The 13,086-nt window shown below is 70.5% G+C and carries 12 protein-coding genes and 1 pseudogene; 11 read left to right on the forward strand and 2 right to left on the reverse strand.

Translation table 11 applies throughout. The features are described from left to right. Positions 1–285 precede the first annotated feature (285 nt). The 5 genes from nrfD to cobA are packed head-to-tail and all read left to right on the forward strand — an operon-like array spanning position 286 to position 4,544. Positions 286–1,479, forward strand: coding sequence for an NrfD/PsrC family molybdoenzyme membrane anchor subunit (nrfD, locus tag AAG801_RS33915; RefSeq protein ID WP_341892367.1), 1,194 nt, complete (start codon positions 286–288; stop codon positions 1,477–1,479). 19 nt (positions 1,480–1,498) lie between these two features. Then, positions 1,499–2,944 (forward strand): cobyrinate a,c-diamide synthase, encoded by a 1,446-nt coding sequence (locus tag AAG801_RS33920; protein ID WP_341892368.1) that lies wholly within the window; start codon positions 1,499–1,501, stop codon positions 2,942–2,944. Next, complete coding sequence (locus AAG801_RS33925; RefSeq protein ID WP_341892369.1) at positions 2,929–3,282, forward strand: TusE/DsrC/DsvC family sulfur relay protein; 354 nt, start codon at positions 2,929–2,931, stop codon at positions 3,280–3,282. Before AAG801_RS33920 ends, AAG801_RS33925 begins: the two co-directional genes overlap by 16 nt. Positions 3,283–3,295: 13 nt before the next feature. Next, complete coding sequence (locus tag AAG801_RS33930) at positions 3,296–3,655, forward strand: hypothetical protein (protein WP_341892370.1); 360 nt, start codon at positions 3,296–3,298, stop codon at positions 3,653–3,655. A 34-nt stretch (positions 3,656–3,689) separates the two neighbouring features. Continuing rightward, entirely contained in the window at positions 3,690–4,544 is an 855-nt protein-coding gene (gene cobA, locus AAG801_RS33935) for a uroporphyrinogen-III C-methyltransferase (RefSeq protein ID WP_341892371.1), read from the forward strand. On the opposite strand, the gene AAG801_RS33940 is transcribed toward cobA, so the two are convergent. Together AAG801_RS33940 and AAG801_RS33945 are read right to left on the reverse strand one after the other, a co-directional pair. Further along, a complete protein-coding gene (locus tag AAG801_RS33940) occupies positions 4,525–5,226 on the reverse strand; it encodes a response regulator (protein ID WP_341892372.1) in 702 nt (233 codons plus the stop codon). The two genes, cobA and AAG801_RS33940, sit on opposite strands and share 20 nt — an antisense overlap. After that, positions 5,223–6,413, reverse strand: coding sequence for a GAF domain-containing protein (locus AAG801_RS33945; protein WP_341892373.1), 1,191 nt, complete (start codon positions 6,411–6,413; stop codon positions 5,223–5,225). Before AAG801_RS33945 ends, AAG801_RS33940 begins: the two co-directional genes overlap by 4 nt. Before the next feature lie 291 nt (positions 6,414–6,704). Between AAG801_RS33945 and AAG801_RS33950 the strand changes: the two are divergent. The 6 genes and pseudogenes from AAG801_RS33950 to AAG801_RS33975 form a co-directional block, all read left to right on the forward strand. After that, positions 6,705–9,560: pseudogene (locus AAG801_RS33950) on the forward strand (molybdopterin oxidoreductase family protein); the annotation flags it as partial. A 53-nt stretch (positions 9,561–9,613) separates the two neighbouring features. Continuing rightward, complete coding sequence (locus AAG801_RS33955; protein ID WP_341892374.1) at positions 9,614–10,342, forward strand: 4Fe-4S dicluster domain-containing protein; 729 nt, start codon at positions 9,614–9,616, stop codon at positions 10,340–10,342. Positions 10,343–10,466: 124 nt separating this feature from the next. Then, positions 10,467–11,384 carry a DmsC/YnfH family molybdoenzyme membrane anchor subunit gene (locus AAG801_RS33960; protein ID WP_341892375.1) on the forward strand — a complete coding sequence of 306 codons (918 nt, stop codon included), beginning with the start codon at positions 10,467–10,469 and terminating at the stop codon, positions 11,382–11,384. Positions 11,385–11,398: 14 nt separating this feature from the next. Continuing rightward, positions 11,399–12,331, forward strand: a complete 933-nt coding sequence (locus AAG801_RS33965; RefSeq protein WP_341892376.1) for a sulfite exporter TauE/SafE family protein — start codon at positions 11,399–11,401, stop codon at positions 12,329–12,331. Next, positions 12,328–12,741, forward strand: coding sequence for a hypothetical protein (locus tag AAG801_RS33970; protein ID WP_341892377.1), 414 nt, complete (start codon positions 12,328–12,330; stop codon positions 12,739–12,741). Before AAG801_RS33965 ends, AAG801_RS33970 begins: the two co-directional genes overlap by 4 nt. A gap of 1 nt (position 12,742) precedes the next feature. Next, positions 12,743–13,086: universal stress protein (locus AAG801_RS33975; RefSeq protein ID WP_341892378.1), on the forward strand; the 344-nt coding region annotated here is incomplete at its 3' end.

Raw genomic sequence — 13,086 nt, forward strand, 5'->3', positions numbered from 1 at the left:
GAGCGGCAAAGGCGCACCCGGGCAGGCTCCGGCGCTTCGCCTCGGCGGTCGCCGCTGCGCGCCGACTCCCCTGCGATGCTCGGTCTCGCGGCCCCGTCGCAGAACTCACTTCGCGACCTGCGGTCGCTGCGTTCAAACAACCGCGACGAGTCAGAAAACGATGCGCGCTGCGCGCGCGGCCCCGAGCCCTGTGCTTCTCGGCGCCTCAGAGGCGCGCCTCCGCCTGCCCGGGCGCGCCTTTGCTGAAGCATCGGTGGCATGCCGCGATGCACACGGGAGCCGGTCATGACCGCAACGAACACCACCCTCCACAGGATCGAAGAGCGCGCCTTCTACGCCCTGCTGCTGCTCGGCGGCCTGGTCACCGCCGCCGGCCTCGGCGCCGCCCACTACATGGAAGTGCACGGCCACGTCGTCACCGGCATGAGCAACCAGGTGGTCTGGGGCCTGCCGCATGTGTTCGCGATCTTCATGATCGTCGCTGCGTCGGGCGTGCTCAACGTGGCCTCGATCGGCTCGGTGTTCGGCCAGACGGCCTACAAGCCGCGCGCACCGCTGTCCGGCGTGCTGTCGCTGGCACTGCTGGCCGGCGGCCTGATGGTGCTGATGCTCGACCTGGGCCGGCCGGACCGTGTCATCGTCGCGGCCACGCACTACAACTTCACGTCGGTGTTCGCCTGGAACGTGTTCCTCTACTCGGGCATGGCGGCAATCATCGCGGTCTATCTGTGGACGATGTTCGAGCGCCGCATGAACGGCTACTCGAAGGCCGCCGGCATCGCCGCGCTGGTGTGGCGCTTCGCGCTGACCACCGGCACCGGCTCGATCTTCGGCTTCCTCGTCGCGCGCCAGGCCTACCAGTCGGCCCTGCTGGCGCCGCTGTTCATCGTGTTGTCCTTCGCCTGGGGGCTGGCGGTGTTCCTGATCGTGCAGTCGGTGATGTACGCCTGGAACGGCCAGACCCTGCCCGACACGGTACGCCGGCGCATGGGGCGGCTGCTCGGTGTGTTCGTCGCCGCCTCGCTCTACCTGGTGGCGGTCTACCACTTGACCAACCTGTACTTCGCGCGGCAGTCGGCCTTCGAGGCTTTCATCCTGCTCGGCCGCGGCGACGAGCTCGGCGTCTACGCGGCGCTGTTCTGGGGTGGCTACGTGCTGGTCGGCGCACTGCTGCCGATGCTGCTGCTGTTCACCCCGCGCGGCGCCGGGCCGAACGGCATGCTGACGGCCAGCGCACTGGTAGTGGCCGGCGCCTTCGCACTGCTGTTCGTCTTCATCGTCGGCGGGCAGTCGTTCCCGCTGGAGATCTTCCCCGGGCACGAGGTGTCGAGCAGCTTTGCCGACGGCGCGGTCGAGCTCTACCGGCCGCGCTGGCCCGAGTGGCTGCTCGGCGTGGGCGGCCTCGGCGCCGCGTTCGTGCTGACACTGATCGGCGTGCGCGCGCTGGACGTGTTGCCGCACGACGAGGGGGTGTCATGAGACGGGTCGAGGGGCTGTCATGAGTCATCCGGCGCTGCTCGTCTCCGCGGCCCACAAGTCGTCGGGCAAGACCACGGTGACGCTGGGCTTGGCCGCCGCGCTGAGCGAGCGCGGCCACACCGTGCAGCCCTTCAAGAAGGGGCCGGACTACATCGATCCGATGTGGCTCACGCTGGCCGCCGGCCGGTCCTGCGTGAACCTCGACCCGCAGCTGATGGCCGCCGGCGAGATCGAGGCGGCCTTCTCCCAACGCATGCAAGGGGCCGGCATCGGCCTGGTCGAAGGCAACAAGGGGCTGTACGACGGCCTGGCATTGGACGGCAGCAACAGCAACGCCGCGCTGGCCACCCAGCTCGGCCTGCCGGTGCTGCTGGTGCTCGATGCGCGCGGCATGACACGCGGCATCGCGCCGCTGATCCTCGGCTACCAGGCTTTCGACCGCAGCATCCGCATCGGCGGCGTGATCCTCAACCGCGTCGGCGGCTCGCGCCACGAGGCCAAGCTGCGCGCGGTGATCGAGCACTACACCGATGTGCCGGTGCTCGGCGCGGTGCCGCAGGACGCGCGGCTCGAGCTGGTCGAGCGGCATCTCGGCCTGATGCCCGATCGCGAGCTGGGCGATGCACCGCAGCGCGTTCGCGCCATGGGCGAGCTGATCGCCGAGCGGGTCGACCTCGACCGCGTGCTCGCGCTGGCCGCCTCGCGCACGCACGATGACGCTGCCGCCGCCTGCCCGGCGCTGCGGCCGCTGCGCGAGCGCGCGCCGCTGCGCATCGGCATCGCGCGCGACAAGGCCTTCGGCTTCTACTACCCCGACGACCTCGACGCGCTGGTCGCCGAAGGCGCCGAGCTGGTGCCGATCGACACGCTGGCCGACCGCCACCTGCCGGCGCTCGACGGCCTGTTCATCGGCGGCGGCTTCCCCGAGCTGTTCATGGCCGAACTCGAGGCCAACGTCTCGCTGCGCACCGAGCTGCACCGCGCCATCGCCGCGGGCCTGCCGGTCTATGCCGAATGCGGCGGGCTGATGTACCTGGCGCGCACGCTGAACTGGAACGGGCGCAGTGCGCAGATGGTCGGCGCCATTCCCGGCGACGTGGTGATGCATGCGCGGCCGGTGGGCCGGGGCTACGTGCGCATCGAGGAGACCGCCGAGTTCCCGTGGCAGGACGAGGCCAGCGAGCCGATGCTCCGCCAGGGCCATGAGTTCCACCACTCGAGCCTGGAGAACCTCGATCCGTCCGTGCAGTTCGCCTACCGCGTGCAGCGCGGCCACGGCATCGACGGCACGCACGACGGCGTGATGGTGCACAACGTGCTGGCCTCCTACGCGCACCTGCGCCACACCGGCGGCAACGACTGGCCGCGCCGCTTCATGGCCTTCGTGCGCCGCATGCGCGACAGCAACCGGGCCGCGCTGTCGCCGCACCGTGTTGCGGGAGGAACTGCATGGTCGGCACGCTGAAGGACAGCATCCGCGTCGGCGACAGGCAGGTCGAGATCGACTCCGAGGGCTACCTGCTGCGCCTGTCCGACTGGTCGGAGGACTTCGCGCTCGCGCTCGCCCAGCGCGAGGGCCTGGTGCTCACGCCGGCGCACTGGGAGCTGATCCGCTTCCTGCGCGCGTACTACGCCGAGCACGGCGTGCAGCCGCAGGTGCGCGTGATGATCCGCCACTTCACCGAGGCCTGGGGGCCGCTGCGCGGCAGCAACCACCACCTGCACGAGATGTTCCCGCGCGGCGGGCCGCAGAAGCAGGGCAACCGCCTGGCCGGCCTGCTGCGCACCAAGGGCGAACATTGAAAGGAGACTGCGCATGTTCACGTTGACCGCGGCCGCCGCCGCACGCATCCGTCAATCCGCCGTCGAGGGCGGCATGGCCGACCTCGCGCTGCGTGTCGCCGCGCGGCAGGAGAGCGACGGCACGATCACCTACGGCATGGGTTTCGACGAGCCCGGCGAGGGCGAGCAGCCCTCGCTGCAGGCCGAGGGCGTGACGGTGCTGATCGCGACGGCGAGCCGGCCGCTGCTGCAGGACACGCAGCTCGACTTCGTCGAGCTCGAGCCCGGTGAGTTCAACTTCATCTTCGTGCCGCAGAGCCCTGCGCCGCGCGGCGCGGGCGGCTGCGGCAGCTGCAGCAGCGCCGGCTGCGGCTCGCGCGGCAGCGGCTGCTGAGCGGCACGCCACCATCCTCCGAGGAGCATCCACCATGAACGCGCGAGTCGAGCTTCCCCCTGCCGTGCTGCGCTTGGCGCGTGTGCCGCGCCCGGGCACGGTCCACCTGGTCGGTGCCGGCCCCGGTGACCCGGAGTTGCTGACGCTCAAGGCAGCGCGTGTGCTCGGCGCGGCCGACGTCGTGGTCTACGACCACCTGGTGTCGCCGCAGGTGCTCGAGCTGGTCGGCGCGCAGGCGCGCCGCATCTACGCCGGCAAGCAGCGCAACCACCACACGATGAAGCAGGAGGAGATCAACGCCCTGCTGGTGCGGCTGGCGAAGCAGGGGCGGCAGGTGGTGCGCCTGAAGGGCGGCGACCCGTTCATCTTCGGCCGCGGTGGCGAAGAGATGCAGGAGCTCGTGGCTGCCGGCGTCTGCGTCGAGGTGGTGCCAGGCATCACCGCGGCCTGCGGCGTCTCTGCCTACGCCGGCATTCCGCTGACGCACCGCGACCACGCGCAGTCCTGCACCTTCGTCACCGGCCACCTGAAGGACGGCGCTGCCGAGCTCGACTGGGCCGGCCTCGCGCGGCCGCGCCAGACCGTCGTGATCTACATGGGCCTGAGCGCGCTGGCACAGATCTGCGCCCGGCTGGTCGAGCACGGCATGGCGCCCGGCATGCCCGCGGCGGTGGTGCAGCAGGGCACCACACGAGAGCAGCGCGTGGTCAGCGGGACGCTGGCCGACCTGGCGCAGCTCGTCGAGGCGGCGGGGCTCGAGTCGCCCTGCCTGACCATCGTCGGCGAGGTGGTGCGGCTGCGCGAGTCGCTGGCTTGGTACGACGAGGCGCGGCAGGGCGCGGCGGCCGCGGACTTGCCGCAGGCCGAACTCAGCGCGGCGTTCGCCTAGCCGACTCGACCAGGCTGGGCGCCGAGGGCGAACCGCTGCGCTGCTCCACCGCGAACACCGCCGCTTCGACGCGCGAGTTCAGGTTCAGCTTGGTGAGGATGTGCCGCACATGCAGCTTCACGGTGTCGTGGCTGATGTCGAGGGCACGAGCGATGGTCTTGTTGCTCTCTCCGCGCGCCAGGTGCTCGAGGATCTCGCGCTCGCGTTCGGTCAGCGAGGACAGCAGGTCACGGCGCTCCGGGTCGCCCGAGCCGGCCTGCAGCATCTGCGCGAGCTTGAGGGTCAGCGCCGGCGCGACGGACAACTCGCCGCGTGCGGCACGGCCGATGGCGGCGATCACGTCTTCCGGCTCCATGTCCTTGAGCAGGTAGCCCTTGACGCCGGCACGCAGCGCCGCAGCCAGGTCGTCCTGCGCGTCGCTCATGGTCAGGATCACCGCCGGCGTCTGCACGCCCTCGCTGCGGATGTGGCGCAGCAGGCTGAGGCCGTCGGTGGTGGGCATGCGCAGGTCGAGCACCACCAGGTCGGGTTGATGCTCGCGCAGCAGGCCGACCACCAGGCTCGGATCGCCGGTGGACGCTGCCACGACCATCTCGCCGCGGTGCTGCAGCAGGTCGGTCAGGCCGTTGCGGCACAGCGAGTGGTCATCGACGAGAACGACCTTGAGCTTGCCTTCGCTCATCGTCGCTCCCGGTCCGGCGCAGGGGCCGGCGCGTGACAGGAGAGCCTGACCTGCGTGCCGCCGCCGGCACGCGGCAGCACCGCCAGTTCGCCACCCATTCGATGCGCCCGTTCACCCATGATGCCAATCCCGAAGTGGGAGCCCTCGTCGCATTGTTCGTCGCCGACGCGCGCGCCGATGCCGTCGTCCTCGACGCGCAACTCGAAGCCGATCGGCCCGCCGTCGATCGTCAGCCAGGCGTGCCGCGCCTGCGAATGACGCTCGATGTTGGCCAGGGCCTCCTGGACGATGTGGAAGACCTCCGTCTCGACCTCAGTGGACAGGCTCAGCGGCAGGCCGCGATTGACAAAACTCAGTTCGATCGCATTGCGCTCGCGGAACCGCGCCACCAGCGCCTCCAGCGCGTTGCTCAGGCCGCGCGGGCCGATGCGGGTGCGGAACTCGGTGACGATCTCGCGCAGGCTGGCATGCGCCTCGCCGATGGCCTGGCGCACGTCGCCCAGGTACTTGAGGGCGTGGGTGTCGTCGTGCTCGACCAGCGCGTCCTGCAGCAGGGGCAGGCGCATCTTGACGAATGTCAGGGTCTGGGCCATCGAGTCATGGATCTCGGCGGCCATCATCTGCCGCTCGTGCATGACCGTGGCGCGCAGGCTCTCGGCCTCCAGGCGGGCGTTGTCCAGCGCCAGGCCGAGCAGGTCGCCGAGCGAGCGCAGCAGCGCCATCACGTGCGGCGGCGGTTCGACGTCGTCGGCGAAGAACAGGTTGTAGATGCCGAGCACGCGGCCGCGGTGGCGCAGCGGCACGGCGAGCAGGCGGCGGCAGCCAGAGCCGAAGTAGCCGGTGCCGTCGTGCGCCATGCAGCCGCGCAACTCGGAGGCCCAGACCACGCGGTGCCCGTCGGCCGCGCTGCCGCAGACGCCGCAATGCCGGTCCACCAGGGTCTCGCTGCGCTGCACCGCCGGCGGCAGGCCGACCACGCTGGCCAGCTGCAGCCGCTCGCCCGACTCCGACAGCAGCCGCACGGCGCCGGCCTGCGCGCCGGCCAGCGCGACGATGGGCTCGAGCAGGCGATCGAGCAGCGCGCGCAAGTCCCGCCCCTCGGCCAGCCCGGCCGCGATCTGCGCCAGCAGTTCGGCCCCGGCGGGCCTCGTGCTGTCGGTGACGGTGGGGGAAGGGAAGGTGCTCATCTCGCCAGCCTGGGGGGCATTGAATCCGGTTTGCATCGACTGCGCCATCGGGCTGGACCCGAATACCCTATGTGGTATTTGGAAACGATGTTGCAAGAGGCTGCACCCGGCTGCGTGGGCGTGAACCGGAGGTCGGACGAATTACCCATATGGGTAGGTGGTCATTACCCGTCCCGGCTATAGACGCTGCGTGGCCCGGTTGCGCCTAATCAGGCCGCAATCGAGACCGGCGCATGCCTGTGCCGGACCCCAGCAATCCGGCGCGTGCAGTGGCCGGGTGACGAGACCACGATGCCGGCCACACCGCTCCACGACCCGACCGCCGCGCCGATCCCGGGCGCCCGCACGGAAGTGCGCACCACCACGTGCTACATGTGCGCGTGCCGCTGCGGCATCCGCGTGCACCTGCGCAACGGCGAGGTGCGCTACATCGAGGGCAACCCCGAGCACCCGCTGAACAAGGGCGTGATCTGCGCCAAGGGTTCGTCGGGGATCATGAAGCAGTACTCGCCCGCGCGGCTGACGCAGCCGCTCAAGCGCAAGCCTGGCACCGAGCGCGGCGCCGGCGAGTTCGTCGAGATCGACTGGGACGAGGCCTTCTCGATGCTCGAGGAGCGGCTGCGCCACCTGCGCGCCACCGACCCGAAGAAGTTCGCCCTGTTCACCGGGCGCGACCAGATGCAGGCGCTCACCGGCCTGTTCGCGCGGCAGTTCGGCACGCCCAACTACGCGGCGCACGGCGGCTTCTGCTCGGTGAACATGGCCGCCGGGATGATCTACACGATCGGCGGCTCGTTCTGGGAGTTCGGCGGCCCCGACCTCGACCGCGCGAAGCTGTTCGTGATGATCGGCACGGCGGAAGACCACCACAGCAACCCGATGAAGACGGCGCTGGCGAAGTTCAAGCGCCAGGGTGGCAAGTTCATCGCCATCAACCCGATCCGCACCGGCTACGCGGCGATCGCCGACGAATGGGTGCCGATCAAGCCGGGCACCGACGGCGCGCTGCTGCTCGCGCTGATCCACGAGATCATCGCGCTGGGCCTGTACGACCGCGAGTTCCTGGCGCGCTACACCAACGCTGGCCAGCTGGTGAACCAGGACGAGGCCAGCGACGACTTCGGCCTGATGCTGCGCAACGCCGACGGCGACGTGGTCAACCCGCTGCGCCCGGCCAACTTCTGGTGGTGGGACCGGCACGCAGGCCAGCCGGTACCCGACCACGCCGACGGGGCCGACCCGGCGCTGCTCGGCCGCTTCGCGATGCCTGACGGCACGAGTGCGGTGCCGGCCTTCCAGTTGCTCGAAGAGCGCGTCAGGCCTTACACGCCCGAGTGGGCGGCGGGCATCACCGGCATCCCGGCCTCGACGATCCGCCGCCTCGCGCAGGAGATGGGCATCACCGCGCGCGACCAGAAGATCGAGCTGCCGATCGCCTGGACCGACTGCTGGGGCCAGAAGCACGAGACGGTGACCGGCAACCCGGTGGCCTTCCACGCCATGCGCGGGCTGGCAGCGCACAGCAACGGCTTCCAGACGATCCGCTCGCTGGCCATCCTGATGAGCCTGCTCGGCACGATCGACCGGCCGGGGGGCTTCCGCCACAAGGCGCCGTACCCGCGCGCCGTGCCACCGAACGCACGGCCGCCGAAGGGGCCGGAGGCAGTGAAGCCCGACACGCCGCTCGCCGGCGCGCCGCTGGGCTGGCCGGAGAGCCCGGACGACCTGTTCGTCGATGCGCAGGGTGAGCCGGTGCGCATCGACAAGGGCTTCAGCTGGGAGCACCCGCTGTCGGCGCACGGGCTGATGCACAACGTCATCACCAACGCCTGGCGTGGCGACCCGTACCGCATCGACACGCTGCTGATCTTCATGGCCAACATGGCCTGGAACTCGACGATGAACACGTCGGAAGTCCGCAGCATGTTGAACGACAAGGCGGAGGACGGCGAGTACAAGATCCCCTTCCTCGTCGTCTGCGATGCGTTCCACAGCGAGATGACGGCATTCGCCGACCTGCTGCTGCCCGACACCACCTACCTCGAGCGGCACGACTGCATGTCGATGCTGGACCGGCCGATCTCCGAGTTCGACGGCCCGGTCGACTCGGTGCGCATCCCGGTGCTGCCGCCGACCGGCCAGTGCAAGCCCTTCCAGGAGGTGCTGGTCGAGCTGGCGGGGCGCCTCCAGTTCCCCGCCTTCGTCCATGCCGACGGCTCGCGCAAGTACCGCAACTACCCCGACTTCATCGTCAACTACGAAACCGCGCCAGGCTCGGGCATCGGCTTCCTGGCCGGCTGGCGCGGCAAGGGCGGCGAGAAGGCGATGCGCGGCGAGCCGAACCCGCGCCAGTGGGAGATGTACGAGAAGAACAACTGCGTCTTCCAGCACCACCTGCCGCCGTCGCTGCAGTACATGCGCAACTGGAACCAGGGCTACATGGACTGGGCGCAGCAGGTCGGCCTGCGGCGAGACCGCGATCCCATCGTCATCCACCTGTACTCGGAGTTCCTGCAGCGCTTCCGCCTGGCGGCGCAAGGAAAGCACAAGGGCAAGCAGCCGCCGGACCGGCTGCGCTCGCGTGTGCAGACCTACTTCGACCCGCTGCCCTTCTTCTACGCGCCGCTGGAGCAGCAGGCCACCGACACCACCAAGTACCCGCTCAACGCGCTGACGCAGCGGCCGATGGCGATGTACCACTCGTGGGACTCGCAGAACGCCTGGTTGCGCCAGATCCACACGCACAACTACCTGTTCGTCAACACGCGCACCGCGCTGGCCGCAGGCATCGCCGATGGCGGCTGGATGTGGGTCGAGTCGCCCTGGGGCAAGGTGCGTTGCCTGTGCCGCCACAGCGAAGCCGTCGAGCCCGGCACGGTGTGGACCTGGAACGCGATCGGCAAGCAGTCGGGCGCCTGGCACCTCGAGCCTGGCGCCAACGAGTCGCGCAAGGGCTTCCTGCTCAACCACCTGATCAGCGAGGAGCTGCCGGCGGCGCCGGGCGGCACCGCGCTGTCGAACTCCGACCCGATCACCGGCCAGGCCGCCTGGTACGACGTGCGCGTGCGCATCTACCCGGCGCAGGCCGGCGAGCCTGACGAGAGCTGGCCGCAGTTCAAGCCTATGCATGCGGTGCCCGGCATGAGCGCCACGCCGAACAAGCGCCAGGGCTGGATGGCCGGCCGCAAGAAGGCAAGGACATGACGCAACTGGCCCTGGTCATCGACCTCAACGTGTGCGTCGGCTGCCACGCCTGCGTGACGAGCTGCAAGCAGTGGAACACCTCCGGCTCGGCCGGGCCGCTGACCGACGACAACCCCTACGACGCCGACCCGAACGGCACCTTCTTCAACCGCGTGCAGACCTTCGAGGTCGGCCAGTACCCGGCCACGCAGACGGTGCACTTCCCGAAGAGCTGCCTGCACTGCGAGGACCCGCCCTGCGTGCCGGTGTGCCCCACCGGCGCGAGCTACAAGCGCGCCGAGGACGGCATCGTTCTCGTCGACTACGACAAGTGCATCGGCTGCAAGTACTGCAGCTGGGCCTGCCCCTACGGCGCACGCGAGTTCGACGAGGACCGCAAGGTGATGACCAAGTGCACGCTGTGCGTGGACCGGGTCACCGACAAGGCGCTGCCCGAGGCGCAGCGCAAGCCGGCCTGCGTGCTGGCCTGCCCGAGCGGCGCGCGGCTGTTCGGCGACATCCACGACCCGCAGTCCAACGTGTCGGTGGCGATCACCGAGCGCGGCGGCTACCCGCTGATGCCCGAGTGGGGCACCCGGCCGGCCAACCACTACCTGCCGCGCCGGCGCACGCAGATCACGCTGCATGCGGAAGACCTGCAGCGCCACGACAACCCGCTCAAGGTCGACGGCAAGCAGCCCGAGCCCGCGCACCTCGAGCCGGGGCGCGAGGACTTCGCGACCTGAGGGGCGATCAAATGTGTCACTGCGCATCAAGTCAGTCGCTGCGGGTCGAGCGCCGGGCCGCTCCCAAGCCGGCCCGCATCCCCTCGGGGGATCGGTCGATGTACCCATCGGACGAGGGGTCAGCATGAAACCTGCTTTCTCCGTCATCTTCCTCACCGTGCTGATCGGTGCCGGCCAGGGCCTGTTCCTGGCCCTGTACGCCTGCGAACTCGCCGGGGCCGCGGCCGAGCGCGGCTGGCTGGTCGGCGGGGCGCTGGTGTCGCTGCTGCTCAGCGCGCTCGGCCTGCTGGCCTCCTTCTTCCACCTCGGCCACCCGGAGCGGGCCTGGCGCGCCGCGGCGATGTGGCGCACCTCGTGGCTGTCGCGCGAGGTGATCGCGCTGCCGCTGTTCATGGCCACGGTGTTCGCCTGGGGCTTTGCGCACATGCTCGGCTGGCCGGGCACACGCTGGCTCGGCGCGCTCGCTGCGCTGGCCTGTCTTGCGCTGTTCCTCTGCACGGCAATGATCTACGCCTCGGTGCGTTTCCTGCAGGAGTGGGCCAGCCCGCTCACGCTGGTCAACTACCTGCTGATCGGCTGCGCCAGCGGCAGCTTGCTCGCTGCGGCGCTGGCCAGCCTGAGCGCGCCGGCCTGGGTCGAGCCGCTGGCGCTGGCCGCCTTGCTGCTGACGCTGGCCGCGCTGATCGGCCGCACCGCCGCGCTGCTGCGCAACGCACAGCTGCGGCCACGCTCGACGCTGCAGACGGCCATCGGCATCAAGCACCCGGCCATCGTGCAGCGTGCCCAGGGCTTCATGGGCGGCTCGTTCAACACGCGCGAGTTCTTCCATGGGCGCAGCGCCGGAATGCTGCGTTCGGTGAAGTGGTTCTTCCTCGCTGCCGGCTTCGTGCTGCCGGCACTGCTGCTGCTCGTGCTGCCGGCTTCGGCGGCGGTGCTGGCAGCGGCCTTCGCGATCCAGCTCGCCGGGTTGCTGGCCGAGCGCTGGTTCTTCTTCGCGCAGGCCAACCACCCGCAGAACCTGTACTACCAGGCGATCTCCTGATGTCGCGCCGCTGCGTGCTCCGTCCTGCCCGCTGGCTCGGCCTGATCGTGCTGCTGGCCATTGCGCTGCCCGCCCACGCGGCCGGCGTCGACGGCTCGGCCATGCCCTGGTGGTTCTGGCCGCTGGCGCTGTTCGGCGCCTGCTTCCTGATGGGCATCGTCGCGGTGCCGGCCGGCATCGGCGGCGGCACGCTGTTCGTGCCGATCGTCGGCGGCTTCTTCCCCTTCCACCTCGACTTCGTGCGCGGCGCCGGCTTGCTGGTGGCGCTGGCCAGCGCGCTGTCGGCCGCGCCGATGCTGATGCGTGGCGGCCTGGCCAGCCTGCGCCTGGCGCTGCCGCTGGCGCTGGTGGCCTCGGCCAGCTCGATCGTCGGTGCGCTGATCGGCCTGGCACTGCCGGTGGCGGCGGTGCAGACGGCGCTCGGCATCATCGTGCTGGCCATCGTGGCGCTGATGCTGTCGGCCGGCAAGTCCGAGTTCCCGCTGGTGCGCGCGCCGGACGCACTGTCCAGCGCACTCGCGCTCAACGGCGTGTTCGTCGACGGCGCCACCGGCCGGCAGATCGACTGGCAGGTGCATCGCACTGCCAGCGGACTGGTCGTGTTCCTGGTCATCGGCGTGCTGGCCGGCGTGTTCGGCATCGGCGCCGGCTGGGCCAACGTGCCGGCGCTGAACCTGCTGATGGGCGCGCCGCTGAAGGTCTCGGCCGGCACCTCGGGGCTGGTGCTGTCGCTGGTCGATTCGTCGGCGGCCTGGGTCTACCTCAACAAGGGTGCGGTGCTGCCGATGATCGCCGTGCCCTCGGTGGTCGGCATGATGCTCGGCGCGCGCATCGGTGCACGGCTGCTGAACGTGCTGCGCGGCGAGGTGATCCGCCGCATGGTGATCACCGTGCTGCTGTTCGCCGGCCTGCGTGCGCTGCTCAAGGGCACCGGGGTGTGGGCATGATCGCGCCCGCACCGCAGGCCACCGAACAGCTGCGCTACGCGCGCTGGCTGGACCTCGGCACGCGCGCCGGGCTGGTCGTGCTGGTGGTCTCCTTCTTCGCCTACGCCGCCGGCCTGCTCGTGCCGCACGTGCCGCACCAGCGCCTGCCCGAGCTGTGGACGCTGCCGGTCGGTGCCTTCGTGCAGGCCACCGGCGTGCCCACCGGCTGGAACTGGCTGGCGCTGGCCCATCGCGGCGACATCGCCAACCTGCTCGGCATCGTGCTGCTCAGCGGCTGCTCGCTGCTGTGCCTGCTGTCGCTGCTGCCGCTGTACGCCAGGCGCGGCGACCGCGCCTACCTGGCCATCTGCATCGCCGAGATCGCGGTGCTGCTGCTCGCCGCCTCGGGCGTGCTGACCTTGGGGCATTGAGATGCAGCCGGCCGCCGCCCCCTTCTCGCACCTGCTGCTCGCTACCGAGCACACCGCCCAGGACGCCGGCGCAGAGGCGATCGCCTTCGCGCTGTCGCAGCACTGCGGCACGCCGCTGATGGTGCTGCTGCCGCTGCTCAGCAACCCCGAGTACGAGCTGATGGCGCCGCAGCTGGCCATGCGCGCCGAGGCCGAGGCCGCGCAGCGCCTGCACGAGCTGCGCGAGATGGCCGCCGGCGCCGGCGTGGCCATCGAGCCGCAGGTGCGCCGCGGGCCGGCGCGGTACGAGGAGATCGTCGCCGAGGCGCGCGAGCGCGCTGCCGACCTGATCGTCATCCGCCGCCG

The organism is Variovorax sp. YR752 (assembly GCF_943372545.1).

Bases quoted from the DNA above. Each gene is read 5' to 3' on its own strand.
- AAG801_RS33960 (WP_341892375.1), top strand. From the start codon at position 10,467: ATGAAACCTGCTTTCTCCGTCATCTTCCTCACCGTGCTGATCGGTGCC.
- cobA (WP_341892371.1), top strand. From the start codon at position 3,690: ATGAACGCGCGAGTCGAGCTTCCCCCTGCCGTGCTGCGCTTGGCGCGT.
- AAG801_RS33920 (WP_341892368.1), top strand. From the start codon at position 1,499: ATGAGTCATCCGGCGCTGCTCGTCTCCGCGGCCCACAAGTCGTCGGGC.
- AAG801_RS33970 (WP_341892377.1), top strand. From the start codon at position 12,328: ATGATCGCGCCCGCACCGCAGGCCACCGAACAGCTGCGCTACGCGCGC.
- AAG801_RS33940 (WP_341892372.1), bottom strand. From the start codon at position 5,226: ATGAGCGAAGGCAAGCTCAAGGTCGTTCTCGTCGATGACCACTCGCTG.
- AAG801_RS33955 (WP_341892374.1), top strand. From the start codon at position 9,614: ATGACGCAACTGGCCCTGGTCATCGACCTCAACGTGTGCGTCGGCTGC.
- nrfD (WP_341892367.1), top strand. From the start codon at position 286: ATGACCGCAACGAACACCACCCTCCACAGGATCGAAGAGCGCGCCTTC.
- AAG801_RS33945 (WP_341892373.1), bottom strand. From the start codon at position 6,413: ATGAGCACCTTCCCTTCCCCCACCGTCACCGACAGCACGAGGCCCGCC.
- AAG801_RS33930 (WP_341892370.1), top strand. From the start codon at position 3,296: ATGTTCACGTTGACCGCGGCCGCCGCCGCACGCATCCGTCAATCCGCC.
- AAG801_RS33925 (WP_341892369.1), top strand. From the start codon at position 2,929: ATGGTCGGCACGCTGAAGGACAGCATCCGCGTCGGCGACAGGCAGGTC.